24 protein-coding genes are annotated in these 26,336 nt (G+C 40.9%); 19 read left to right on the forward strand and 5 right to left on the reverse strand.

The window, feature by feature from the left end:
• Positions 1-202 precede the first annotated feature (202 nt).
• The 7 genes from B2X33_RS06045 to B2X33_RS06075 all read left to right on the forward strand — a co-directional run bounded on the left by B2X33_RS06045 (position 203) and on the right by B2X33_RS06075 (position 8,168).
• Positions 203-1,666 carry a pectate lyase family protein gene (locus B2X33_RS06045; RefSeq protein WP_296668355.1) on the forward strand — a complete coding sequence of 488 codons (1,464 nt, stop codon included), beginning with the start codon at positions 203-205 and terminating at the stop codon, positions 1,664-1,666.
• Positions 1,667-1,726: 60 nt separating this feature from the next.
• Entirely contained in the window at positions 1,727-2,635 is a 909-nt protein-coding gene (locus B2X33_RS06050) for a patatin-like phospholipase family protein (protein ID WP_296668357.1), read from the forward strand.
• Positions 2,636-2,865: 230 nt separating this feature from the next.
• Positions 2,866-4,029 (forward strand): ABC transporter substrate-binding protein, encoded by a 1,164-nt coding sequence (locus B2X33_RS06055; protein ID WP_296668359.1) that lies wholly within the window; start codon positions 2,866-2,868, stop codon positions 4,027-4,029.
• A 392-nt stretch (positions 4,030-4,421) separates the two neighbouring features.
• Complete coding sequence (locus B2X33_RS06060; protein ID WP_277075869.1) at positions 4,422-5,333, forward strand: branched-chain amino acid ABC transporter permease; 912 nt, start codon at positions 4,422-4,424, stop codon at positions 5,331-5,333.
• Positions 5,334-5,354: 21 nt separating this feature from the next.
• A complete protein-coding gene (locus B2X33_RS06065; RefSeq protein WP_296668361.1) occupies positions 5,355-6,479 on the forward strand; it encodes a branched-chain amino acid ABC transporter permease in 1,125 nt (374 codons plus the stop codon).
• Positions 6,476-7,312, forward strand: coding sequence for an ABC transporter ATP-binding protein (locus B2X33_RS06070; RefSeq protein WP_288516835.1), 837 nt, complete (start codon positions 6,476-6,478; stop codon positions 7,310-7,312). Before B2X33_RS06065 ends, B2X33_RS06070 begins: the two co-directional genes overlap by 4 nt.
• A 115-nt stretch (positions 7,313-7,427) precedes the next feature.
• Entirely contained in the window at positions 7,428-8,168 is a 741-nt protein-coding gene (locus B2X33_RS06075) for an ABC transporter ATP-binding protein (protein WP_296019423.1), read from the forward strand.
• 246 nt (positions 8,169-8,414) lie between these two features.
• Here the strand turns inward: B2X33_RS06075 and sdaAA are convergent, their stop codons facing one another.
• Entirely contained in the window at positions 8,415-9,284 is an 870-nt protein-coding gene (gene sdaAA, locus B2X33_RS06080; protein WP_296019420.1) for an L-serine ammonia-lyase, iron-sulfur-dependent, subunit alpha, read from the reverse strand.
• Between the two features lie 21 nt (positions 9,285-9,305).
• The gene (sdaAB, locus tag B2X33_RS06085) at positions 9,306-9,968 is read right to left on the reverse strand and encodes an L-serine ammonia-lyase, iron-sulfur-dependent subunit beta (RefSeq protein ID WP_296668364.1); all 663 of its coding nucleotides are present in this window, start codon (positions 9,966-9,968) and stop codon (positions 9,306-9,308) included.
• Between the two features lie 107 nt (positions 9,969-10,075).
• On the opposite strand from sdaAB, the gene pxpB reads away from it, so the two are divergent.
• The 12 genes from pxpB to B2X33_RS06145 all read left to right on the forward strand — a co-directional run bounded on the left by pxpB (position 10,076) and on the right by B2X33_RS06145 (position 23,482).
• Positions 10,076-11,758, forward strand: coding sequence for a 5-oxoprolinase subunit PxpB (pxpB, locus tag B2X33_RS06090; RefSeq protein WP_296668366.1), 1,683 nt, complete (start codon positions 10,076-10,078; stop codon positions 11,756-11,758).
• 49 nt (positions 11,759-11,807) lie between these two features.
• Positions 11,808-12,614, forward strand: a complete 807-nt coding sequence (locus B2X33_RS06095; RefSeq protein WP_296668367.1) for a putative hydro-lyase — start codon at positions 11,808-11,810, stop codon at positions 12,612-12,614.
• Between the two features lie 146 nt (positions 12,615-12,760).
• Complete coding sequence (locus tag B2X33_RS06100) at positions 12,761-14,086, forward strand: aminotransferase class III-fold pyridoxal phosphate-dependent enzyme (RefSeq protein ID WP_296019408.1); 1,326 nt, start codon at positions 12,761-12,763, stop codon at positions 14,084-14,086.
• A 171-nt stretch (positions 14,087-14,257) separates the two neighbouring features.
• Positions 14,258-15,415: an iron-containing alcohol dehydrogenase gene (locus B2X33_RS06105; protein WP_296668369.1), complete on the forward strand. Its 1,158-nt coding sequence runs from the start codon at positions 14,258-14,260 to the stop codon at positions 15,413-15,415.
• The gene (locus B2X33_RS06110) at positions 15,415-16,269 is read left to right on the forward strand and encodes a carbon-nitrogen hydrolase family protein (protein WP_296668371.1); all 855 of its coding nucleotides are present in this window, start codon (positions 15,415-15,417) and stop codon (positions 16,267-16,269) included. The genes B2X33_RS06105 and B2X33_RS06110 overlap by 1 nt, the downstream gene beginning before the upstream one ends.
• A 177-nt stretch (positions 16,270-16,446) precedes the next feature.
• The gene (locus B2X33_RS06115; protein WP_296019402.1) at positions 16,447-17,616 is read left to right on the forward strand and encodes a transporter substrate-binding domain-containing protein; all 1,170 of its coding nucleotides are present in this window, start codon (positions 16,447-16,449) and stop codon (positions 17,614-17,616) included.
• Between the two features lie 228 nt (positions 17,617-17,844).
• On the forward strand, positions 17,845-18,708 hold the full coding sequence (gene urtB / locus B2X33_RS06120; RefSeq protein WP_296668373.1) for an urea ABC transporter permease subunit UrtB: 864 nt from the start codon (positions 17,845-17,847) through the stop codon (positions 18,706-18,708).
• Between the two features lie 12 nt (positions 18,709-18,720).
• Positions 18,721-19,827 (forward strand): ABC transporter permease subunit, encoded by a 1,107-nt coding sequence (locus B2X33_RS06125; RefSeq protein WP_296668374.1) that lies wholly within the window; start codon positions 18,721-18,723, stop codon positions 19,825-19,827.
• A 120-nt stretch (positions 19,828-19,947) separates the two neighbouring features.
• Complete coding sequence (gene urtD, locus B2X33_RS06130) at positions 19,948-20,814, forward strand: urea ABC transporter ATP-binding protein UrtD (RefSeq protein WP_296019393.1); 867 nt, start codon at positions 19,948-19,950, stop codon at positions 20,812-20,814.
• Between the two features lie 2 nt (positions 20,815-20,816).
• On the forward strand, positions 20,817-21,515 hold the full coding sequence (locus tag B2X33_RS06135; RefSeq protein ID WP_296019390.1) for an ATP-binding cassette domain-containing protein: 699 nt from the start codon (positions 20,817-20,819) through the stop codon (positions 21,513-21,515).
• 14 nt (positions 21,516-21,529) lie between these two features.
• Positions 21,530-22,189, forward strand: coding sequence for a cytidylate kinase-like family protein (locus B2X33_RS06140; protein ID WP_277075881.1), 660 nt, complete (start codon positions 21,530-21,532; stop codon positions 22,187-22,189).
• Between the two features lie 60 nt (positions 22,190-22,249).
• Positions 22,250-23,482, forward strand: a complete 1,233-nt coding sequence (locus tag B2X33_RS06145) for a Zn-dependent hydrolase (protein ID WP_296019384.1) — start codon at positions 22,250-22,252, stop codon at positions 23,480-23,482.
• Between the two features lie 2 nt (positions 23,483-23,484).
• Here the strand turns inward: B2X33_RS06145 and B2X33_RS06150 are convergent, their stop codons facing one another.
• Genes B2X33_RS06150 through B2X33_RS06160 form a run of 3 tightly spaced genes read right to left on the reverse strand, consistent with a single transcriptional unit; the run spans position 23,485 to position 26,014 of the window.
• Positions 23,485-24,246, reverse strand: a complete 762-nt coding sequence (locus B2X33_RS06150) for a LamB/YcsF family protein (protein ID WP_296668377.1) — start codon at positions 24,244-24,246, stop codon at positions 23,485-23,487.
• Positions 24,233-25,117 carry a DUF4392 domain-containing protein gene (locus tag B2X33_RS06155; protein WP_296668379.1) on the reverse strand — a complete coding sequence of 295 codons (885 nt, stop codon included), beginning with the start codon at positions 25,115-25,117 and terminating at the stop codon, positions 24,233-24,235. Before B2X33_RS06155 ends, B2X33_RS06150 begins: the two co-directional genes overlap by 14 nt.
• Positions 25,118-25,156: 39 nt before the next feature.
• On the reverse strand, positions 25,157-26,014 hold the full coding sequence (locus tag B2X33_RS06160) for an aminotransferase class IV (protein ID WP_296668381.1): 858 nt from the start codon (positions 26,012-26,014) through the stop codon (positions 25,157-25,159).
• Between the last annotated feature and the right edge of the window lie 322 nt (positions 26,015-26,336).

Raw genomic sequence — 26,336 nt, forward strand, 5'->3', positions numbered from 1 at the left:
TGCGTAAGGGATTGTAAGGGCGGCGGAGCCGTTCGCTTGCGAATGACAACCCTGAAAAGCCCGACGGCAACTTGTTGCCGGTACGCCCAAAAATTTTATATTGCACCTCTGGTTTTTAAGAGCCGGAGGTGTTTTTTTTGCAGTTGTGGAGAATTCTAAAAATTTATTATAATTAAAGATGGAATTTTTTGATGAGGAAGTTATGAAAGTGTTTAAGAGAATCTGTTTAGTTTTGGCGGCGGCTTTTTTGATGGCTGGTTGTAAGCAGGAAGAAGATGAATTTAACGGTTTGGTAATTTCTAGCAATTCTAGTTTTGTTGAAGCCGAAGAGGAAGTTACTTTTTGCGCTACTTTTTATAAAGATGGAAGTGCCGATTCTAACGAAGTTGTAAATTTTTGTGTTGAAAGTGATTCGACTGGCGGTGCTGTTTTGAAAAGCGAGAGTGCAAAAAGCGGAGAATATGTTTTGCTAAAAGTGGGAACGGTTGCCGGCGGTTTTGTAAAAGTTGCGGTGGAATGTAATGGCTATTCTGCATACAAGATTTTTGGAGTTAATCCTTCCGAAGAGATTTTGGTTTCTGACAAAGCGATTGGTTTTGCGGGGCTTGGCGTTGATATGTCAAAAATGGTGAATATGGTTACTGTTTCGACTGGCTCTGAATTAAAACAATACGCGAAAAGAGGCGGTTATGTGATTTTTGTGGAAGGCAGTATTGATATGTCGGAGGGAATTTTGCCGGCCGAAGGCTCTGTAATGGACGGTTCAAGTGCCACTGACAAAATGAATTCTTTTGTTGCAAGCAATTCTGAATATTCAACTTATGGTGAATGGATTAAAAATACGACAAACGTTTCTGTGGGTGACAATACAGGAACGACTTCGATTAGCAATGCGTATAAAAAAATTATTCAGATTGCTGTTGCAAATAACACAGCTATTATTGGTTTGGATAGGGGGGGGTATGTTCGAGGTGGAAGTTTTAGCGTAAAAGATGTTTCTAATGTTGTTATTAGAAATCTTTCTTTAAAAGATGCTGTTGATCCTTTTCCTCATCATGAAAGTGGCGACGGTTGGAATGCTCAGCATGATTTAGTTAGCATTGATAATGGAAAAAATATTTGGATTGATCATTGTACTTTTGAAGATACTCTTAATCTTGGAAAAGCTGCAAATAGCGAAAAATGGCAGGTTTATGACGGTCTTTGTGATATGAAGTCTACTACGACAAATGTGACTGTTTCTAACTGCGTTTTTAAAAATCACGACAAAACTATGCTAATTGGTTCTTCTGATAAGGACGGTGAAAATGATCCGGCCGCAAGAAAAATTTCGCTTTTTTACAATTACTGGCTTAATTGCGGGCAGCGTTGTCCTTTTGTGAGAAATTCGCTTTGTCATGTTTTGAATAACGTTTATGACAGCGACAGCAACCGAATTTATAACAGTCAGACTTCGATAAATGCAAGGGCTGGTTCTGTTGTTTGTGCGGAAAATAACTATTTTGGCACTGTTGCAAGTCCAAATGAAGCTGGCGGTTCAATTTCGTATTCGCCAAATTCGAATTTTAATCCGGAGTCTTATTATTTGTATGTTACGCTTGAAAATAAAAACGTCAAATCCTGGGTAAATGCAAATGCAGGCGCTGGAAAAGTGTGCGTACAATGAATCGTACAATAATATTGAAATTTAACTGTTCGTTGTGAATTTTGAACTGGAGTTTATGGCATGAAAGATGATGCTGATAAAAATATCAAAGGCGAGGCTGTTTGTTCCGGCAATTTTTCTAAAACTGGGCTTGTGCTTGAAGGCGGCGCAATGCGTGGTATGTTTACGGCTGGCGTGCTTGATGTTTTAATGGAAAATGAAATTTATACCGACGGAGTTATCGGGGTTTCGGCCGGTGCGGTTTTTGGCTGTAATTACAAGTCGCGGCAAATCGGGCGGACTATTCGTTATAATAAGCGTTTTGCTGGCGACTGGCGGTATTGTTCAGTTCGTTCGCTTTTAAAAACTGGCGACCTTTATGGAGCTGATTTTTGTTACAACAGGATTCCAAATGAGCTTGACGTGTTTGACCTTGAATCTTACAAAAAAAATCCGATTCCTTTTTATGTTGCGGCAAGCGATTGCCGGACTGGAAAATGTGTTTATAAAAAACTCGAAACTTGCGGTGAAAACGACCTTAAATGGATGCGGGCGAGCGCTTCAATGCCTCTTGCGAGCCGGCCTGTTGATGTTGACGGATATAAATTGCTTGACGGTGGCATGACAGATTCTATTCCGCTGGAATTTTTTGAAAAACTGGGATTTTCCCGCAATATTGTAATTCTTACTCAGCCGCGACACTACAAAAAATCTCCGAATGCGCTTATGCCGTTCATAAAAATGTCGCTGAGAAAGTATCCGGCGCTTATTCAAGCCATGCAAAATCGGCACAAAATGTATAACGCAGAAACCGAATATGTTTTTGAACAGGAAAAAAAAGGCAATGTTCTCGTAATTTGTCCTGGAAATTCTCTCGGAATTAGCCGTACCGAAAAAAATCCAGATGAGCTTCAGCGAGTTTATGAAATTGGCCGAAACATTGCTAAAAAAATGCTTTCTGAAATAAAAGAGTTTATAGCTCGCAATTGAGCCTTTCGAATGGTGATTTTGCATAAAAAAAAGTGTGAAAATTTGTGCAAGATTATAAAAATAAATTCTTGACACTAAAAAATCTAAACTGTACCATTTTTTCATAAATTATATCGTGCACGATGTAATTAAAAGTCAACAAGGTTGTTGCATAAAAAGAGCTGTATAGCCCTTTTATTTTATATGCGGGAGACCTTGAAAAAGGGCTTCTCGCAAGAAAGGAGCCACTTATGAAAAAGATCTGGAAAATTTTTGCACTTGGAGCGGTTGCTTCAATGGCGGTTTGCAGTGCATTTGCTGCAAAACAGAAGACTATAAAGATTGGATTCAATATTCCGTTGACAGGCGACTCGCCAAAAGTAGGTGAGGGCGCAAAATGTGCCGGTGAGATTGTAAAGAACGAAATTAACTCTGCCGGCGGTCTGGATGTAAAAGGCACAAAATACCTTCTTGATTTTATTTATGTTGATAATGAGCTTAAAGCTGATTCTGCTATAAATGTTGCGAATAAGCTGATTGATATTGACAAAGTTCTTGCTTCGATTGGACCGGAAGGCTCTGGACGCGCTATTCCTGCCGGTGAAGTTTATAACGATGCAAAAGTTCCGATGATTACACCTTGGGCGACAAACCCTGCGGCTACTGCTGGCCGGCCTTATTGTTTCCGTGCTTGCTTCCTTGATCCGTTCCAGGCTCCTGTTGCCGCTAAATTTGCGAGCGAACAGTTTGCAGCAAAGTCGGTTGCCATTATCTACAATCTTGAAGACGACTATTCTAAAACTCTTGCAGAATTGTTCAAGGCTGAATGGGAAAAGAAATACGGAAAAGTTGTTGTTTTTGAGTCGTTTGGCCAAAAAGACCAGGATTTTTCGGTTCAGCTTACAAAGGTTGTAAATTCTGGCGCAGATTTTCTGTATCTTCCTTGCTATTACAACCATGTTGGTCTTATAACATCGCAAGCTAAGGATTTGGGCTGGTCTAAACCTGTTATGGGTTCTGATTCTTGGGGTTCGGCTGATCTTTTCAAACTTTCTAAAGGTGCGGTTGTTGGCGATTATTTTACAACCCATTATGCGGCAAAAGGTGCAACTGGCAAAACCAAGGAATTTATTGAAAAGTACGAAAAAGCTTATGGCTATACTCCAGACGATGTTGCCGCCCTTACATACGATGCGATTCATATTGTTTTGCAGGCAATTCAGGATGCTGGTATTACAGGAAAACTGAAGACTGATCGTACTAATGTTATGAAGGCTATGGGAAAAATTTCAAGTTTTGCCGGAGTTACAGGTAATATGCGCTTTACTCCAGACGGAGATCCAGTTAAAGACGCTGTTGTTGTAAAAGTTACACCTGAAGGCGAATTTGAATATGTAAAGTCATTGCAGCCATAGTTTAAGGCGCTGCTTTTTAGAGAATCTGGAATCTGCTCTTTTTGGGCTGGATTTCAGATTGCTGGATTTGGTTTTATCCGAATTGGTTTTAATCAATTAAAAACAGACACAAAAAGGAATAAGATAAAAATTACATCCTTGTAATTTTTATCATTACAGTTTGCTCAAGCATAACTTTTGCAAACTGTAATTCTCGCCATCCGTGGCTCGCCACTAACGCGGAGTTTTATAAGGAAAGGGTGCTAAAAACATCCGAAAATGGCGTCTGTTTTTATCTTAAAAAGTTTGCGTTGCAAACTTTCTTATTATCGGTTGTTTCTCACTTCATCGCGAAACAACTTAAAAAAGCCAAGCTTAAAGTTTTAATCTTGACTTTTTATGGGAGACAGACTGTGACATTTTTGATTCAAAATATTTTTAACGCTCTTCAGTGGGGCAGTTTTTATTCAATTATTGCATTGGGCTATTGTCTTGTTTACGGCGTTCTCCGACTCATAAATTTTGCCCACGGAGATATTTTTATGACATCTTGCTACATCGCTTTTTTTGTTGTGGCAGGATTGACGGCACATTTTGCTGGTCTTACAGGTATTCCTCTTTTTGTAATAACACTTGTTGCGACAGTTGCATTGACTGCTCTTCTGGGAATTGGAATTGAGCGTGTTGCTTACCGTCCTCTTCGGGCTAAGGGTGCAAACCGCCTTTATGTTGTTATTACAGCCTTGATGATAGGTTTTATTCTTGAAAACGGAAACCTCGCTCTTCTTGGAGCTTCCGCACGGAGTTTTCCAGATATTCTTCCAAAACATGTATGGAATATCGGTCCGGTTACTATTACTTCGCTTAAAGTTCTTGTAATTGTAAGCGCAGTTGTAATCTTTGCCTTGCTGCAGTTTGTTGTTCAGACTACAACTTTGGGAATGAGCATGAGGGCAATATCATTCGATAAATTTGCTATTCCTCTTATGGGAATTCCTCTGAACACTGTAATTACCTTTACGTTTGGACTTGGTTCTGCTCTTGCGGCTGTCGCCGGAATTCTCTTTGGAATGTCGTATCCGGTTATGGATCCTTATATGGGAATGATTATCGGCTGGAAAGCATTTATTGCGGCTGTTGTCGGCGGAATTGGAGATATAAAAGGCGCGTTTATAGGCGGATTTCTTCTTGGTTTTATTGAAATTTTTGTTACGGCTTTTCTTCCTTCAAGCTATAAAGATTTGGTTTCGTTTGTAATTCTTCTTGTGATTCTTACGATAAAACCGACTGGCTTTTTTGGTGTGGCTAAATCGACAAAAATCTAATCTGGCGCAGGAGGTGAAAAAATGACGTTCATTAAAAATTTTAACAATATGATGGATAGAAGATTGAATCCTTCTGTCCGTGCACAGAAACTTTTTATGCCAGTTTCGACAATTGTCATGATTCTGCTGATTACGGTTCTGGCGCATTTTGAGATTATTAACAATTATTTTCAGACGATTATCGTTACAATCTGCATAAACATAATAATGTCTGCAAGCCTTAACATTGTAAACGGCTACATGGGAGAATTCTCTTGCGGACACGGCGGCTTTATGGCGACAGGAGCTTATGTTTCGTCCGTAATTTCGCTTATTCTGTTTAAGGACGGAAATTCTATTACTGGCAGCGCTCTTTTGCCTGAAAGTCTGTCTCTTTTTGGTTTTCCGCTTTCGATTATTGCCGGCGGTCTTGGAGCAATGCTCGTAAGTCTTATAGTTGCGATTCCTTCGTTTAAGACTCGTGATGACTATCTTGCGATTATTACGGTTGCGGCAAACTTTATTGTAACTACAGCGATTAACAATATTCCGGCAGTAGGCGCAAGCCGTGGACTTATGGGAATGAAATCCGTTATGAGTTCAATGGCTGATGTAGTCGATGTGCCTTGGATTTTAGTTTGGGGACTTGTTTTTGCGGTTCTTTCGATTCTTTCAATTTATTATTTGATGAATTCAACTCTCGGCAAGGGAATAAGCGCCGTAAGATACGATGAAATTTCGGCAGAAATTATGTCGGTAGACACAAACAGAATGAAGCTGATTGCGTTTACTTTTAGTTCGTTCCTTGCTGGAATTGCCGGCGGTCTTTTTGCCCATCTTCTTGGTTTTATAAATCCATCGTCGTTCGGAATTATGAAGTCTACAGAATCGCTTGTCATGGTTTATTTGGGCGGAATGGGTTCGTTGAGCGGTTCTGTTCTTTCTGCTGTGATTTTTACGATTTTGCTTGAGCTTCTTCGTCCAGCGCAGATTTGGAAATGGGTAATAATTCCTCTGATTTTGATTTTGATAATGGAATTTCATCCGGAAGGAATTATGGGTTCAAAGGAACTTACTCATTTCTTTCCATTCCTCAAAAAACTTTTTCCAGCAAACAAAAATCAGATTAGACCAGCGAAAGTTTCTGCAGAAGGAGGTGCGGCATGAGTGGAACATTGTTGAAAATAGAACATCTTACACACCGTTTTGGCGGGCTTCAGGCGCTTACAGACATAAATGTGGAATTGAAGCAAGGAACAATCAACGGACTTATAGGACCAAATGGAGCTGGAAAGACGACTGTATTCAATCTGGTGAGCGGATTTTATGTGCCTTCTGAGGGAACAATTACTTTTGACGGAACAAAACTCAACGGTCTGCGTCCGCACAAGATTGCCGACCTTCATATTGGACGGACTTTTCAGAATATTCGGCTTTGGAGCGATATGACGGTTCTTGATAACATTTGTATTGCCCAGCACTCGCGTCTTGGTTTTTCGTTAAAAGATGTTTTTTTACGGACAAAAAAATACAAATCGCGGGAAGCGGAAATTCATAAAGAAGCTTGGGCACTTCTCGAAAAGTTTTCACTTGCGGATTCTGCCCTGGATTATCCAAAAAATCTTCCGTATGGAATTCAGCGCCGTGTTGAGATTGCCCGTGCTCTGAGTCTGAGCCCGAAACTTCTTATGCTTGATGAACCTGCCGCCGGACTTTCGACTTCTGATCTTGACGGACTTATAAGTTACATAAAATGGATTCACGACACGTTTGGAGTTACAATCTGGATGATTGAACACCAGATGCAGGTTGTAAACACGCTTTGTGACAATATAAAAGTTATAAATTTTGGAAAGGAACTCGCTGAAGGAACTCCGGAAGAAATTCAGAAAAACCCGAAGGTAATCGACGCATATCTTGGAAACTCGAAGATTGTTGAAGAGGCTGAAGCGCCTTTTAAACCGATTGAGATTGCATCTCAAAGCAGAAAACCAGAATAACGGATGTGTTTTGAATTTTTATGGAGGAGGTAAGATAAAAAAGACGCCATTTTCGGCTGTTTTTTGAGTTTTACCTTTAAAAGTTTGCGTTGTAAACGTTTTATGTGAGGTGAATATGCTTTTGGAAGTAAAAGACTTAAAAGTATCCTATGGAAATATAGAAGCTCTCCACGGAATAAGTTTTGATGTAAACCGTGGGGAAATTGTAACACTAATCGGTGCGAACGGAGCTGGAAAAACTTCAACTTTGATGAGCCTTGCCCGCCTTGGCCGGCCGGAAGCGCCTGTCGTAAAATCAGGCGATATTCTGTTTGAAGGTCAGAGCATTTTAAAGACTGAGCCTTATGAGCTGATACAGAAAAAGATGATGTGTCTTGTTCCTGAGGGAAGACACATTTTTGGCAATCTTACCGTCGAGGAAAATCTTCAGATGGCATGCTATGGGCGCAGAAAAAATCCGGATTCAAAAGCTCGGACAGCTGAACTTTATGACCAGGTTTACGATCTTTTTCCGCGGCTGTACGAGCGTCGCCGGCAGAGAAGTGAACTTTTGTCTGGCGGTGAGCAGCAGATGCTTGCAGTTGGCAGGGCGCTTATGACGGACAGTCCTTTTATAATGCTTGATGAGCCGAGCATGGGACTTGCGCCTAAACTTATGTTCGAAATGTTCCGTGCGCTTAAACAACTCAATTTTACAAGACAGATGACAATTCTCGTTGTAGAGCAGAATGCCAAGGTCGCCCTTGATTTTGCCGATCGTGGGTATGTTCTTGCAACTGGCGAGATAATCGCATCGGGAACAAGTGAACAGCTTCGCAACGATCCCGAGGTACAAAAGGCATATCTCGGCGGTTAAAATTAAAATTGCTCCTTTTTGTGGCCGTCCCCGGACCGACTGTTGCTGTCAGACACAAGGAAAGGGGGCGGTTTTTTTTGTTTTAATTTTGATTAAAGACAATTTTTTTTGAATTATGGGCGTTTGCCTGGCGAATGCCAGGCACCGGGCTATCCGGGGTTTTATTCCTGCGCAATTGCTCCGGAACGCGCCTGTGTGGCGCGCCCCTACTATCCCTAACGCATTTTAAAAACTTTATATATTTTATTATTTTCTCATTTTTTGCATTATCATAAGTCCTGTTGGAGTTGCCGCAAGGCCGTCTTCTCCTGTTTCTCTAAGACATGCAGGAATAAGTTTTCCGATTCTTCCCATAGAGTCTATTACTTCGTCTGCCGGAATTGCGCTTTTTACGCCGGCTTTTGTCATTTGAGAGGCGACAACGGCGTTTACAGCTCCGCTCACGTTTCTTTTTATACAAGGAACTTCTACAAGTCCGGCAACAGGATCGCAGGTAAGTCCAAGCATATTTTTTAGGGCAAGCGCCACAGAATTCAAAATGTCATCGTTTGTTCCGCCGTCAAGACTTGTAAGTGCGCCTGCTGCCATTGCGCTTGAAGAGCCTATTTCTGCCTGACAGCCACCCTGTGCACCGCTTATGCACGCATTTTGAGCGATTACTTCTCCAATTCCTGCCGCGACAAAAAGAGCCTGTACGATTTTTTCTTCTGTTGTGTTGCACTGTTTTTCGTAAGTTAATAGAACTGCAGGAATTATTCCGCAGGAGCCAGCAGTTGGAGCGGCTACAATTCTTTTCATACATGCATTGCTTTCGCCCATTTTTACGGCTTTTTCCATTACTTCCGTCATAAAATCGCCAAGAAGACGATTTTTTTGTTTTTTGAATTCTTCCAGTTTTGCGCCATCTCCACCGCTTAGACCGCTTGCTGAACGAAGGGCAGGATCGTAGTTTTTGTCCGCATTTTTCATTGCCAAGTACATGTCCTTCATTTTTGCGAACGACTCTTCAAAACTTGTTCCCTGTTCTTTCATGTCATCTTTTATGATAATCTGCCAGAATTCTTTTTTTTCGGTCTTCGCTTTTTCAACTATTTCACTTAGACTTTTAAAACTCATTTAAAACCTCTGTTTGTAAATTTACCCCTCAAGACTGTAATATGTAACTTTTTCGATTCCTTCCAGATGCGAAACCCATTTTATGGATTCCTCTGGAATTTCCTGATCACATTCAATAATCATGACAGCATTTCCACCTCTGTTTGAACGGTAAAGCTGCATTTCGGCAATATTCACGGATTTATGGCTCAGCATGCTTGTAACTTCTGCAATGTGTCCCGGCTGGTCGAGATTGTGGACAATCAGTGTCGGATATTCTCCGGAAAAATTGGCGCTAAGTCCGTCTATGGCCGCTATGTTTATGAGCGAGCCTCCAAGAGATTCTCCGACAACTTCCAAATGTCTTCCGTTTATTCCAGACAAAATAAGCTGCACAGAATTTGGATGAACATCTTTTAACTTTGCTTCGCCAAAACTGAATTCAAGTCCATTTTTCTCCGCAATTTCAAAACTCCGTGGAATTTCAGGGTTGTCCGGCTTCATTCCAAGCAGTCCTGCCAGAATCGCTTTATGAGTTCCATGACCTTTTCCTGTTGCGAGAAATGAACCGTACAAGAGAATCTGCGCTTTTTTTACAGGCTCTCCAAGAAGTTTTCTCGCAACATAGCCGATTTTTACAGCTCCTGCCGTATGGGAACTGGACGGTCCGACCATAACAGGACCGATAATATCGAAAATATTCATAATAAAACAATAATAACCATTTTCAAAAAAATAAACAATCGTGCACGATGTATTGAATAAATTTTTGTTTGGTTTTATGATTTGCCTTGATTAAGGAGTGGACGAAAATGACAGGCTGTAAGATAGTTTTTTCGGGCGAAAATTCACTTGAAGTTCAGTTTGAGCAGAAAATTTGTATTGAAGTGAACCGAATGGTTTTTGAGTTTGCCAAGTTTTTTGAAGAAGCGGCAGTTGGGATTTCTGACGTAAAAATTGAAGAGATTGTTCCGACTTATTGCGCCGTTACCGTCTATTTTGATTGCGCAGAAAATGGAGATGAAGGACGTAAAAAAGTTCTTGAAGCTGCCCGGCGGATTTTGGACAGGGTTCTTTCGGATGGGGAAAAAACGACAGAAAACTCAGGTCGCGTTGTAAAAATTCCTGTCTGTTACGATGATGAAGAATTTGCTCCTGACCTGAAAGATGTTGCCTTGAACGCAGGACTTTCGCAGAAAGAAGTTGTCAGAATTCACTCTTCAACAGATTATTTGATTTATATGCTTGGATTTTTGCCGGGTTTTGCTTATCTTGGCGGACTTGACCCGCGACTTGAGACTCCGCGTCTAAAAACTCCCCGCACAAAAATACAGGCTGGAAGCGTGGCGATTGGCGGAAGCCAGACAGGGCTTTATCCTGTTGATTCTCCCGGAGGCTGGCGAATAATCGGACGTACTCCATTAAAAGTGTTCAATCAGTTTAGAAATCCTGCTTTTTTATATTCGGCAGGAGACAAAATTAGATTTGTGCCAGTTACAAGGCGCGAATTTGACGAGTTTGATGAATTGGACTGGCTGGAAAAAAACGGCTATTCAGAAAATAAAATGAGCGCGCCAAAAAAAACAGCGCGTTTTGTCTGTGGCGGAGGAGCAAAAATTATTGACGGCGGATTGTTGACCACTGTGCAGGATTTCGGCAGAAAAGGTTTTCAAAAATACGGAATAGGAGAGAGCGGAGCGATGGACAGAAAAAGTCTTGCCTTTGCAAATGCTCTTGTTCAAAACGAATTAAACACAGCCTGCCTTGAAACAACCTTGTGCGGTCCTGAACTTGAATTTTCTTCGGACTGCGTGTTTGCAATCACAGGTGCAGAATTGAATGCCAGTCTTGACGGAAAAACTGTCGCAATGAATACAGCTGTCAAGGCAAGCGCCGGAAGCGTTCTAAAATGCGGTTTTGCAGTAAAAGGCTTGCGTTCATACATTGCATTTAGAGGCGGAATTCTTGTTCCTCCAGTTTTTGGCAGTGCGTCGACAAACGTTAAGAGCGGAATGGGCGGTTATGGCGGAAAACTAGTTAAAGGCGGACAGCTTGCTTTTGGAGAAAGTTCTCATGGTTTTAAAAACAAAGAATTTTATTCATCAGTTTTGAATATAGAAAATGAAAGAATTGAAATAAAAGACGATGAAAATTTGCCGCTTGTACTAAAAGTTCTTCCTGGCGCTCAATACGATTTTTTTGACAAAAAAACAATTGAAAAATTTACTTCTACGGTTTATGAAGTAAGTTCTGAAAGCGACAGGATGGGAATCCGCTTTTTAGGAAACAGTCTTGATTGCGGCAAGACAGATATAATTTCTGATGCGATTCCATTTGGAGCAGTTCAGATAACATCGAGCGGGCTGCCAGTTGTAATGGCGGCGGACAGACAGACGACCGGAGGATATGCGAAGATTGCCACGGTTTTGCAGCGGAGTATGCGGGAATTGGCTCAGGCGCGTCCTGGAAAAAAAGTGCGTTTTGTGTTTTGTTGAATTCGGAGAGTTTTGATTCAAGAGAAAATTGCGAAAAATGGGGGAAAATATGAAAAAAATTGAAAATTCAAATCCGTATCGGAAAAGTTTGCCAAATGAAGTCCGCCAATTGATAAGCGATGGAAAGATTACAGGACAGACTTCTGGAATGTGTGACGGTTATGCCCAGGCAAATCTTTGTATTCTGCCTGAAAAATATGCTTATGATTTTTTGTTGTTTTGTCAGCGCAATCAAAAATCTTGTCCGCTGCTTGAGGTAAGCGATTGCGGCTCCAGATTCCTTAAAACTTCTGCGCCAGGAGCAGACATTGCCAAAGAAATTCCAGGATACAGAGTTTGGAAAAATGGAAAGCTTTTTGATGAATGTACGGACGTTTCTTCGTATTGGAGGAATGATCTTGTTTCTTTTGTTATTGGATGCAGTTTTTCTTTTGAGAGTCTTTTGATTGATGGTGGAATTGATGTCCGGAATATTTCTGAAAACCACAATGTGCCGATGTACATTACAAATATAGATACGGTTCCGGCCGGAATTTTTAGCGGAAAAATGGTTGTTTCTATGCGGCCAATTCCTTATGACAAAATCGTTCGTGCTGTCGAAATTACATCGCGGGTTCCAAAAGTTCATGGTTCGCCGGTTCATATTGGTTCACCTGAGCTTATCGGAATAAAAGATATAAATAAACCTGATTTTGGAGAAATTAGCACAATCAAGGAAAACGAAGTTCCTGTGTTCTGGGCATGCGGAGTAACTCCTCAAAGCGTCGTTATGAATTCAAAACCTGACTTTTGTATAACCCATGCGCCTGGACACATGCTCATAACTGATATTCCAGAAAGTTTTCTGCAGAACTAATGTAAAAAATGCACAAAAAATAAATAAATGTTTGTCATATTTGCTATCGTGCACGAAACAGTGACGTGCTAATGTTGTGTCATAAACAAAAACGTGAAGGCAGAAGTTTTTCACGCTAAAATTGAACTTAATTTGGAGGCAGGAATATGAATGCAAAAGAGATTGCAAAAATGCAGACAGAAAATGTGCTTTTGGGATGGAGCAAGCAGGGCGGACTAGATCCAATTGTTGTTGATCATGCCGAAGGAATTTATATCTATGATACCGACGGAAAACGATATGCGGATATGTCTTCTGAGCAGGTAAATGTTAATGCCGGTTACGCAAACAAGGAAATGACCGAAGCTATAAAGGCTCAGCTTGATAAATTTGCTTATGTTCAGGGCTCCTGGGGAGCAGAAAGCCGTGCAAAGCTTGCAAAATCGATTATCGACCGTTTGCCTGACTGTTTTGGAAAAGTGTTCTTTACAAACGGTGGGGCAGATGCGAACGAGAATGCGATAAAAATTGCCAGAATGTATACCGGACGTTTCAAGGTAATGAGCCAGTACCGTTCTTACCACGGTTCAACTTTTGGAGCCGGAAACTTGACCGGTGAACCACGCCATTTTGCGCTTGAGCCGGCTATCCCCGGCTTTATTCACTTCCGCGGGCCTTATCCTTATCAGGAAAAAATTCACTTTGAGTCGGAAGATGAGGAATGTGAATATTATGTAGAACGTCTGCGTGAACAGGTTATTTTTGAAGGCGGCGACAGAATTGCTGCAATCATTCTTGAAACTGTAGTTGGTTCAAACGGAATTATCATCTATCCAAAGAACTACTTAAAAGGTGTCCGCAAGATTTGTGATGAATTTGGAATCATGATGATTTGCGATGAAGTTATGGCTGGCTGGTACAGAACAGGAAAAATGTTTGCATATATGAATTTTGACGTAACTCCAGATATTATAACTTTTGCAAAAGGCGTAAACTCTGGCTATATTCCGCTGGGTGGATGTATCGTAAAGAATGAAATTGCTCATTTCTTTGATGACAAGTATCTTTCGTGCGGACTTACATATTCTGGTCATCCGTTGGCATGTGCCGCTGGTGTTGCTTGCCAGGAATTCTACCTTAAAAACGATATTGAATCTCATGTTCAGAAAGTTGGAAAGCATCTTGGAAAAAAACTTGAGGAACTTAAGGCTAAACATAAGAGCATTGGAGATGTTCGCTACATCGGGCTTTTTTCTGGAATTGAACTGGTAAAGGACAGAGAGACCCGTGAGCCGCTTGTTCCTTGGGGACAGGATCCAAAAGGAATAATGGGAGCGATTGTAAAGGAACTCAAAAGCCGGGGATTTTTTACATATTCACACGAAAATGTAATTATTGTTGCTCCTCCGCTTATCATAACCGAAGCACAGATCGACGAGGAACTTGAAAAGCTGGACGATGTTTTGAGTATTGTTGACGAAAAATACATTTAGCTTAAAAAGGAGATAAGATAAAAACAGCCGAAAACAGCGTCTGTTTTTATCTTTAAAAGTTTGCGTTGCAAACTTTCTTATCATCTGTTGTTTCTCACTTTGTTGCGAAACAACTTAAAAAGTCAATTCTAGAACTGAAGTTTTAATCTTGACTTTTTATGGGAGAAATCCATGGTATTTAATTTTACGACAGCGCCAAGGACTGTAATGGGCGAAGGAGCGTTAAAAGTCGCTGCGCCTTATTTCAAGTCTTTTGGAAACAAAGCTTTGATTGTAACCGGAAAAATAATTACAAAGACCGGGCTTGCCGCTCAGGTTCAGAATGTGCTCAAAGAACAGGGAATTGACAGCGTTATCTATAACGATCTTCCTGGAGAGCCTACGGATTTGATGATTTATGCCGGGGTCGAGGTTTTTAAGAAAGAAAAGTGCGATTTTATTGTTGGGCTTGGCGGAGGAACACCTCTCGACAGCGCAAAGGCAATTGCGGCTATGGCTGTTCTTCCAGGAAAACTTGGCGACTACAAAGGAAAGGAGATGTCCGGGGATTTTGCGCCGCTTGTGTTGATTCCTACAACCGCTGGAACTGGCTCCGAAGTGACAAAATATGTCGTATTTACAGAAACAGCGACAGATTCAAAACTCTTAATAAAAGGCGACGCGCTTCTTCCAAAAATCGCTGTTGTTGATTACACATATACTCTTTCTTCTCCTTCTTCAATCACACTGGCCACAGGAATGGATGCGCTCACGCATGCGATTGAAAGCTATACTTGTGTAAAACATACTCCAGTTACGGATTTGTACTGTCTTGATGCGATTAAGAGAATTTTCAAATATCTTCCAGTCGCTGTAAAGGACGGTACGGACAAGGTTGCCCGCGAAAATATGAGCATTGCCGCTTACGAGGCTGGAGTTGCAATAAATACTAGTCCTACAACGATTGTTCACGGAATGAGCCGTCCGATTGGAGCGGTTTTTCATGTTCCGCATGGAATATCAAATGCTATGCTTTTGGTTGAATGTCTGCGCGCTGTGCTTTCTGGAGCATATTCACGTTTTGCAGAACTTGCCGTATTGGTTGGAGCGGCTCATGACGGAGAGGAACCGAAAATTGCCTCTGAAAAATTTCTTGAAAAACTTGAGGAATTTACAAAATCCTTGAATGTTCCAACTCTTCGTGAATACGGTCTTGATCTTCAAAAATTTGCTCAAAAAGAAGAAAAAATGGCGTCAGATTCCGTTGCGTCTGGTTCACCTGCAAACTGCTACAAAGTTCTTTCAAAAGAAGAGCAGATTGCGGTTTATGAGATTTTGAGGAAAAAATAATGAAAATCGCGCTGATTCAGATAAAAGGAAAAAGTTCCAATGATGACAATATCGAAATTGCGTTGGAACAAATCGAAAAAGCAAGTGATTCTAGTGCTGATTTTGTTGTTTTGCCGGAAATGTTTTCCTGTCCTTACAAGGCGTCAAATTTTCCTGTCTATGCTCAGGAAGATGGCGGAAAGAACTGGCAAAAATTGAGCGCTGCTGCAAGAAAAAATAAAATCTATCTTGTGGCTGGCTCAATGCCTGAATTGGAAATAAGTGAAGAAAATGGCAACCGCGTAGAAAAAATCTACAATACTTCCTATGTTTTTGACCGAACCGGAAAACAGATTGCAAAGCATCGAAAAATGCACTTGTTTGACTGCGATATTCCTTCGGCGCGGTTTTATGAAAGCGAGACTTTAAGTCCAGGAAAAAACGTAACAGTATTCGACACAGAATTCGGCAAAATCGGACTTATGATTTGCTTTGACATTCGATTTCCTGAATTGGCGCGGCTTATGGTTGACAAGGGTGCAAAACTGATTGTTGTTCCTGCAGCATTCAATATGACGAGCGGTCCTGCCTGGTGGGATATTATGTTCCGTGCACGTGCAACCGACAATCAGGTTTTTATGGCAGGATGTTCTCCTGCCCGTGACGAAAATGCTGGTTATGTTGCGTGGGGACATTCGCTTTTTGTTGACCCATTTGGAAAAATTCTTGCTCAACTGGACGAAAAAGAAAATATTCTTTTGTGCGATTTGCAGCTTGAACAGGTTGATGATTTCCGAAATCAGTATAAAATTCTCTCTGCCCGGAGAAAAGACGTTTATTCGCTTGTTGAATGCAAAAATGTTACAGAAAAATAATGCAGGCATATAGTTAAAATGCACGAAAAAAAAATTAAAATTTGTGCAAATAAGATTTTTATGTCTGGAGCAATGTCTGTATACTAAGTTTAATTTTTATGAATCAAAGGCGGTTCTATTCATCGTAGAAGATGGATTGGGCCGCCTTTTTTTGTTCATCTATGGAGGTGCATAATTATGAAAAAAGTCTTTAAAAAATCACTTGAGGTTTTAGCAGTCCTTGCGGCTGTTTTTGGATTTTTTTCTTGCGGAGAAAAAAAGAGTTCTGCAAAAACAGTTAAGATTGGAATTCTCTACAGCACGACTGGAAATTTCAGTCTTTCTGAAACGCCTATGCAGAATGCGGCTAAAATGGCGATAGACGAAATCAATGCGGCTGGCGGCGTAAAAGGAATGCAGATTGAACCTTTGTATGTTGACTACGGTTCAGACCCGGCTATGGCAGCGGAAAAGGCTCAGCAGATGATTTTGAAAGATGGCGTTACTGCTATTGTTGGAACAAATGCATCTAATACGCGTCTTGCAGTAATTCCTACGATTGAAAAATACAATAGCGTTCTTGTTTATAATACTTATTATGAGGGCGAAAAACCTTCAAAGAACCTTCTTTACACAAACACTTGTCCAAACCAGCAGGTTGCGGCATTTATTCCGTGGATGATAAAAAATCTCGGTCCGAAAATCTATATTGTTGGATCGGATTATGAATTTCCACGCAAGACAATCGCCTTTGCAAAGGAATATATTGCAAAATTTGGCGGACAAATTGTTGGAGAAGAATATACACCTACAAACGAAACAGACTTTTCTTCTGTTGTAAACAGAATTAAGGCTTCTGGCGCAGATTGCGTATTCTCCGGTGTAGCAGGCAACTCAAATGTTCCATTCTACAAGGACTATGTTCAATATGGAATGGATCCAAAAAAAGTTCCTCTTTGTTCAATTTCGTCACACGAGTCAGCAATTAAGGCTGTAGGTTCCGCAGCGGTCGGAAACTATGCTTCGTTCGACTATTTTAATTCTCTTGATACGCCAGAAAGCAAGCTTTTTGTTGAAAAATATCAGAAGCTTTTTGGAACGACAACAACAGTTACAAACAGCGCAGAAGGTGCTTATCACGGAATCTACATTCTTGCAAAAGCAATAGAAAATGCGCAGTCGCTTTCGGCGCAGGATATTATTGCCGCGGCTGCAGGTGTTGAAATTGATTCACCTGGAGGAAAGATAAAAATGGACGAGAAAAACCATCACTGCTGGCTTAATACTTATATTGGCCAGGTTCAGGATGATTTGTCTTACAAGATTCTTGCAAAAAGTGACGGACTTGTAGCTCCGATTCCTGAATAACGGAATAAAATTGAAGAAAAAATCTGTCGTCGCGGTGGACAATGACGGAAAACTGCCGCGGCGCACAGTCAGTTGATGAGTTTTTAACACAAAAAGGAGGCATGATAAAAATTACATCCTTGTAATTTTTATCATCACAGTTTGCTCAAGCGATGCTTTCACAAACTGTGATTCTCGCCATCCGTGGCTCGCCTCTAACGCGGAATTTTATAAGGAGGCATGATACAGATGAGCCTTTTCTTACAACAGCTATTGAACGGAATCAGTAACTCATCGGTTTTGTTTCTTACGACAATCGGGCTTGTAATCATTTTTGGAATGATGGACGTTGTCAACAATGCACACGGAGAGTTCATAATGATTGGAGCTTATACGGCCTGTATAAGCGTTAATGCGCTGCATATTCCGTTTGCACTCGCATGCATTCTTGCAGCCCTCATAACTGGATTTGTCGGAATAATAATTGAGCAGGCGGTTATTAAAAAACTTTACGGAAAAGTTGCAGAAACTCTGCTTGTTACGTTCGCACTTGAATATATAATTCAGCAGATTGTACGAATGATTTTTGGACCGGAAAGCCAGACGCTGGAAGTTCCGTTGCGTGGACAGATTACAGTTCTTGGAGTTTCTATTCCGTATTACAACCTTATTTTGATTTTAATGGCCTTGGTTGTGCTTGCGCTTACGCTTGTTCTTTTTTATAAAACTTCGTTTGGAATGCAACTCCGCGCAATTACACAAAACCGCGATATGACGCAGTGCCTTGGAATCAATGTTGCACGGATAAATATGTTTACATTTGGCTATGGTGCTGCTCTTGCAGGTTTTTCTGGTGCGTTGATTGCTCCGATAAAGAGCGTTTTTCCTGGAATGGGACCGGCGTTCAATGTTGACGGTTTTCTTGTCGTAATTCTCGGAGGACTTAATTCAATAATAGGATCATTTGCAAGTTCATTTGTAATCAATGAATCAATCACAATTATGTCGGGATATATGAGCCAGATTGTCTCAAAGCTTTTAATTTTTGTTGTGATAATTGTGATTGTACGTTTCCGGCCGAACGGTCTGTTTTCTTCAAAGGAAAAAAGATAGGTGAGGTGAATTATGAGTTTTGATGAAAAAATTGAAAAACTGAAGACGCCAGGTTTGTCTTCTGTAAAATCTGTAAGCGTTGAAAAGTGGATTGCTTATGGAATATTTGCGCTTCTTATTTTTATTCCGCTTTTTAGTTCAATGTACAGCCAGCTGGTGTTCGGAAAATTTATCTCCTATATGATTTTTGCGCTTGCGCTTGATATTCTTTGGGGATATTCCGGATTGATGAACCTTGGATTTGCGCTCTTTTTTGGGCTTGGCGGATATGTATTGGGAATCTCTCTCTCGTGCCAGAACGGGCTTCCTGCATTCATGGAATTTGGCGGACTAACGCAGATTCCTCTATTATATAAGCCTTTGCAGAATATTCCGTTTGCTTTTTTGATGGGACTTTTGGTTCCTTCGGCAGTTGCCTTTATTCTTGGGCTTTTTATTTTCTACAGCAAGATTAAAGGAGTTTTCTATAATTTGATAACTCTTGCGCTTGCGGCTTTGTTTGAACTTCTTCTTGCTACAAAGCAGATGTACACCGGCGGCTCTTCCGGAATCAACGGAATTGCAGGAGGACTCGACAAAATAAAATTTTTCGGCAGACCTATAACGATTACGGGCTGGTATTATATCGGTCTTGCTGCGCTTGTGGCAGTTTATGTTCTTTGCCGTCTTATTACAAAGGCTCGTTTTGGCAGTGTAATAAAATCTGTCCGCGACAACGAGGCCCGGCTTCAGTTTCTCGGATACAATCCTGCGGTGTTTAAGATTGCGGTCTTTACAATAGCAGCGTTTTTTGCAGGTTTTGCCGGAATGGTCTATCTTCCAATGACGTCGTTTATTTCTATTGAGGCGGCCGGCGTCAGCTTTTCAACGATGGTTCTTGTTTGGCTTGCAGTCGGTGGACGTGGAAACCTGACGGGGGCAATGGCTGGCGCACTTCTTGTAAGTTTTTTGCAGTCAAAGCTTTCTGAAAGTTTTGGCAATATGTGGCAGCTTGTGCTTGGCGCTGTCCTTATTCTTATCGTTTATTTTTTGCCAAAAGGAATTGTTGGAACTTTGCAGGATATTCAGTATAACCGTCGAATTGCAAAAGTAATCTCGCAGCAAAAACAGGAGGCATGATAAAGATTACGTCCTTGTAATTTTTATCATCACAGTTTGCTCAAGCGTTGCTTTCTCAAGCTGTGATTCTCGCCATCCGTAGCTCGCCGCTAACGCGGAGTTTTAGAAGGAGGCATGACAATGGCTTCATACCTTGAATTGAGAGATGTTTCAGTTGTTTTTTCAGGATTCCGGGCTGTCAATAAAGTCAATCTCAAGATTGAAAAAGGAGAACTTCGCGTGCTTATTGGACCGAACGGTGCCGGAAAAACCACAATAATGGATATGATTACCGGCAAGACAAGACCGACAGAAGGGCAGATTCTCCTTGACGGACACGATATAACAGGAGAACCGCCCTATAAAATCGCTGAAACTTACAGAATCGGGCGCAAATTTCAAGGACCGAATATTTTTGCGAACATGACTGTCTTTGAGAACATAGAAGTTGCTCTTCGCGGTTATTCGTCGCTTATAAAAACATTCACCTACAGACGCACGCCGCAAATTGTCGAAAAAATCAATGGCATTTTAAAGCAGATAAATCTCTACGATTACCGGGACATGATAAGTTCTTCTCTTTCGCATGGTCAGAGGCAATGGCTTGAAATGGGAATGGTTTTGGCACAGGATCCAAAGGTTATTCTTCTTGACGAGCCGACTTCGGGAATGACAGCGGACGAAACATACAAGACGGGCGAGATGATTCTCAATGTTATGAAAGGAAAAACTATTCTTGTAATCGAGCACGACATAGATTTTGTTAAGCAAATTGCAAAAAAAGTCACTGTTTTAAATCATGGAGAGATTCTTGCAGAAGGCACTTACGAGGAAATTACCAATAATCCGGAAGTTGTCCGTGTTTATCTTAAAAACGATGCCGACCTTGATAAAAAAGAGCCAACGGCTGAAGAAAAAATTGTCAAACAGATGCAGACACAGCTTCTTGAAAAGGCAGGTGTTTCTATAGAGGCAGTTGCAGGCCAGAAAACTACAGGAGGAGAATAAAAATGCTTGAAGTAAAAGACGCATGTGTAAGTTACGGAAAGAGCCGGGTTGTGAACGGAATCTCCTTAAAGATTGAAGGCGCAGAAACATTCCTTATTCTTGGAAGAAACGGTGTTGGAAAGACAACATTTATGAAAAGCATAATTGGACTTTTGCCGGTAGATTGCGGCTCAATAAATTTTGGCGGAAGCGATATAACAAAGAGCCGGGCGTATGAACGTTCTCAAAAGGGAATTGCCTATGTTCCTCAGGGACGTGAAATTATTCCTATGCTTACAGTTAAAGAAAACTTGCAATTAGGGGCTGTGGCACATAAAAAAGTTCAATTTGAGGCAAAAATGAAGGAAATTCTTGAATATTTTCCTGATTTGACGCCGCATCTGCGAAGAAAAGGAGGTGTGCTTTCTGGCGGACAGCAGCAGCAGCTTGCAATTGCCCGCGCGCTAATGAGCGATCCCAAAATTCTTATTCTTGATGAGCCGACAGAAGGAATTCAGCCAAATATAGTTATGGGAATTGCAGATATTCTCAAACGGTATCAAAAAGCGAAGAATATTCCTCTGATTATCGTAGAGCAGAATCTTCACTTTGCGCGCAGAATTGGAGACCGTTTTATGATTATCCAAAAAGGCCTCAGCGTAAAAGAAGGTTCTATAGACGAACTGACAGATGAAGTTTCTGCTAAATATATTTCTGTATAGGCGGGGGTAAAAAAATGTCTAAAAATTATGTAATTACAATTGCGAGAGGTTTTGGTTCTGGCGGCAAACAGACGGCGACACAGATTGGAGAGAAACTGGGAATTCCCGTCTACGAAAAGCAAATTCTTGAAATGGCTTCGGCATATTCTGGGTTAAGCGAGGAAATGTTCATTGAAGTTGATGAAAAGCTCCGTGGAAATTATGTAACCAATGCGCTTGCAAAATTTACTTTTCCAAAGGAAGTTTCGCCTACAAGCAAGCGTTTTGAGAGCGATATAAATCTCTTTTGTATTCAGGCGGAAATAATAAAGCAGCTTGCACAGAACGTGTCGTGCGTAATTATCGGAAAATGCGCCGATCATATTCTCAAAGATTTTGACAATGTTGCGAGTTTTTATATAGAAGCTCCTCGAAAAGAGTGTCTGGAATCAATCATGACAAAGACCGGCGTAAATGAAAAAGAAGCCGCAAAGATGATTGAGAGCACGGACAAATATCGTTCCGAGTATTATAAGTTTTATTCTGGCGGAAACTACTGGACAAATCCTGTCAACTACGACCTTACGCTTAACAGCGCGAGAGTGGGACGCAGACGTTGTGCCGATGTTATTATCGATTATATGCGTCGGAGATTCGGGGCGGACTTTGAAGATACATTCAAGGGAAAAATATAATGAAGGAATAACTGGTTGCGTTTTTTAACCGCATTATTTTGCTAAAAAGAGGTATGACAAATGTATGAATGTGATATAAAAAGAATGGAAGAGAAAATAACTACTTTTGGAGGTTTTGGAGACACAGGCCACGGCGGAATTACACGATTTTCACTTTCTCCAGCGGCTATTCAGGCAAGAAACGAGATAAAATTGCGCATGACAAAGCTTGGCCTTGATTTTAAGACGGACGATCTTGGAGACATTTACTGCACTCTTCCAGGAACAGATCCGGATGCAAAAGTCATAATGTCCGGCAGCCACTGCGATTCAGTTCGGCAGGGTGGAAATTACGATGGAATTCTTGGCGTTCTTACTGCTATGGAAGTGATAGAAACTATAGTCACCAAAAAAATTCCACACAGGCATCCGATTCAGCTTGTTGTTTGGACAAACGAAGAAGGCGCGCTTTATGAACCTGCGATGATGTGTTCAGGAATAATCTGCGGCAAATTCAAAAAAGAAGAAATGTTTGCTTCAGTCGCAAAGGACGGTTCTGGAAAAACTTTTGGACAGGCTCTTTCGGAAAGCGGCTTTTTGGGTGAACAAAAGAACAGAATTGAACCTTCAAAAACAGAAGCTCTTGTTGAACTTCATATTGAGCAAGGACCGGTTCTTGAAGCCGGTGGATACGACGTTGGAGTGGTTGAAGGAGTGGTTGGAATGATAAATTATGAATTTACATTTCACGGACAGGCTGACCATGCCGGCACATTCCCAATGCCTTACCGAAAAGACGCTCTTTTTGCCGCAAGCCAAGCTCTTTTGTTTCTTCACGAAGAATTTGACAAGATAGGCGACAAGGAACTGGTTTATACAACCGGAAAAATAAGTTGTCATCCGAATATTCACACAATTATTCCTGACGAGGTAAAATTTACACTAGACGTGCGTCATCAAAATCCAGAAATAATAAAAAGATGTGTTGAAATAATAAAAGCTATGCCAAAAGAGTGGGCAAACTGCACAATGAGCTATAAAGAAGCATGGGCGCGAAACACTGTAACTTTCTACAAGGAATGGGTTGATGATGTCGAAAATGCGGCTCAAAAACTTGGTTACAAGAGCCACAAAATGTACTCTGGAGCCGGTCACGATGCACAGTATCTTAGCGAAATTGTTCCTACTACGATGATTTTTGTCCCGAGCAAAGGCGGACACAGCCACTGCGAACTTGAATATTCGCCAGTTGAATGGTGCTGGAAAGGAGCAAACGTGCTCCTTAACACAATTCTTGAGATAGACAAAAAATAGGATTATTTTCCCATGGCAACAACTTTAATTCCCTCAGTTTCAAGTGAACTCCGGATTTTTTTTACAAATTCAAGGGCTTTAGGGCTGTCGCCATGCACGCAGATAGAATCGGCTTCGATTTCTATTTCTTTGCCAGAAATTGTCTTTACTTTGTGATTTTTTATCATTTCAAGAACACGTTCAATTGCAAGATTTTCGTCTTGAATCATTGCGCCTGGCTTTGTACGGGAAACAAGACTTCCGTCATCTTTATAAGCGCGGTCTGCAAAAACTTCTTTTTTTGCCCGTAGACCGACTGTTGAGGCTGCTTTTAGCATTTCGCTTCCGCTTAGGCCAAGAAGAATCAAAGAATCGTCAATTTCGGCAATTCCCTCTGCTATTGCAATGGCAAGTTTTTCGTCTTTTGCCGCCATATTGTACATTGCTCCATGGGGCTTTACATGCTGAAGAGGGACTTTATTTGCAACACAAAAAGAATGCAAGGCTCCGATTTGATACTGTACCATCGCTTTTAGTTCGAGAGGACTGACATTCATATTCCGCCGTCCAAATCCGACAAGGTCTGGAAAACCTGGATGCGCGCCTGCTGCCACATTGTTCAGTTTTGCCATGGCAACAGTTTTTGACATAACCAGCGGATCTGACGCATGAAAGCCGCAGGCAATATTTGCAGAGGAAATATATTTTATAACCTCTTCATCAAGTCCGATTTTATAATTTCCAAAACTTTCTCCAAGATCACAGTTTAAATCAACTTTCAGCATAATCGTTTTCTCCGTTTTTATATTTTATGACTGCGTTTTTCAGGGCAAGAATTATTTCTTTTTCTGTGTCCATTCCAAACCCGTCAACACCGACAATTTTTTCTCTTTTGACTCCGTCCACACTTCCGATTTTTACCGTGCTGCAGATGTAATCCTCGATTTCCTTAAAATCCGGCAAAAGCTCTGTTTTTTGAGAAAGAGCATCGAGATACGCAATAATTGAATACGCTCCCCAGTTGCTTACGGAAGCTATTACAAGGCAGTCTACTTTTACAGAACATGGAACAAGGCTCAGTTTTGAACTTATCAATTCCGCCACATTTCCCATTCCAATTTCGTTTCCGCCGTCGCCAACGCCAATTGTCGGAATTTTTCCGTAGGCAAGAGTGAATAAAATGTCTGTTCTGGCAGTAAATTCGCCAATGCTTTCTCTGCGCATATTTTCGTATCTGCCGTTGATGTTTATTCCACAGCGTTCAACCGAAATAAGCCCCGCCGGCTGATATTTTTCAAGCAGAGCCGTGCAATATTTTTCGTCGCCGTCAAAAGGCATATAGACAACTTCAAGCCCTTTTAGTTCAAAAAAATCTTTGCAAAAAGAATCTGTGACAATTACAGGATTGAATCCGAGTTTTTTTAACGCAAGCGCCAGAAAAACAGTTCCAGCAGGACCGTCTGTTTCTGCATATCCGGCTACATAAAAACCTGTTGTCAGAAGAATTGTTCTTCCTCTCTCCCAGGACAAAATCATTTCTGCCGCCTTATGCGAATAACCAGCCGGCAAACTTTTTTTAAGCACGTTCATTCCGCGTGAGCCATGACGCAAAACAATATCTTCAATTGTTTCTGTCAAATTAGTCGAATTTTGCATAGATGTCTCCCAAAATAAGAAAAACAGCGTAATTAAAAATCAGATAATGTCGGCTTTATATCCAGTTTCCTTGTAAAAATCTTCAACAGCCTCAGTTTGAAGCTTTTTTAAAAGTTCAGGGTCCTTTCTTCCAACTGGTTTTCCGTCAATTTCGTAAGCCGGCAATCCCAAGGTTCCTGCCGAAGTGATGAAAACTTCGTCTGCGGCAAAAAGCTCATCTAGTGTAAAAGGACGCTCTTCATAAGGAACTCCTATTCTTTTGCAAATTTCAAGATAATGACGGCGTGTAACGCCTGGAAGAATAAGTTCATCCAATGGAGGAGTGATAAATTTTCCGTCTTTTAAAATATTTACGTTTGTATGCGCACATTCAGTAACACGCTCGCCACGATGAAAAACAACTTCCCTTGCGCCGCTTTCAAAAGCTCTTTGGCTTCCCATTACGCTTGGCAGGAGGTTCAAAGTTTTTATGTTGCAATGGAAAAAGCGAGTGTCTTCTTCTGTAATAAGTTTGCAAGGTTTTCTCAAATCAGTGAGTTTTGATTCAGAAATTGTGATTAGAAGATTCGGTTCAACATTAGGAAAAAGGTGGTTGCGCGGCGCAGTTCCACGGGTACATTCCCAGTAAACAAAACATACTCCGTCGCTATCCATGGCATCAATGCATTTTTGAAGTTCTGCGACCAGCTGCTCTTTTGATAATTTGAAAGGAATTCTTGTAAGACGCAAACTGTTAAAAAAACGTTCAATGTGGTAATCAGTCTCAAAAATTTTGCGGTTTGCACAGTATGTCGCATCGTACACACCGTCGCCAAAAAACATTGCACGGTCCAAGAAAGGAACCGTCATCTCTTCCTGTAAGCCCATCTTTCCATTGTAATAACCTACGTTTTTCATGCTTTAGCCTCTTATATTTCGTGCATCGTGCACGTTGATAATAAAATTATTATGTTTTTCATTTTTTTTGGCAAGAATTTTTTACATTTTTTTATTGCTTTTTGACAAATTTTTTACTTTGAAAGATGAATTCATTTTGCCTTTATTTTGGAAAAAGCAGGCAGAATTTTATATATTCAATTAAAAAATTCTCGAATAAACTAAAAAAGAATGTTATTGAAGTTTACATTACAAATCTGGAGGAACAGAATGAAAAAATTAACTAGGCTTGCTGCAATTCTGGCAAGCACAGCAATCTTGTTTAGCGCAATAAGCTGCAAAA

The organism is Treponema sp. UBA785, from assembly GCF_002297065.1.
GTDB lineage: Bacteria > Spirochaetota > Spirochaetia > Treponematales > Treponemataceae > Treponema_D.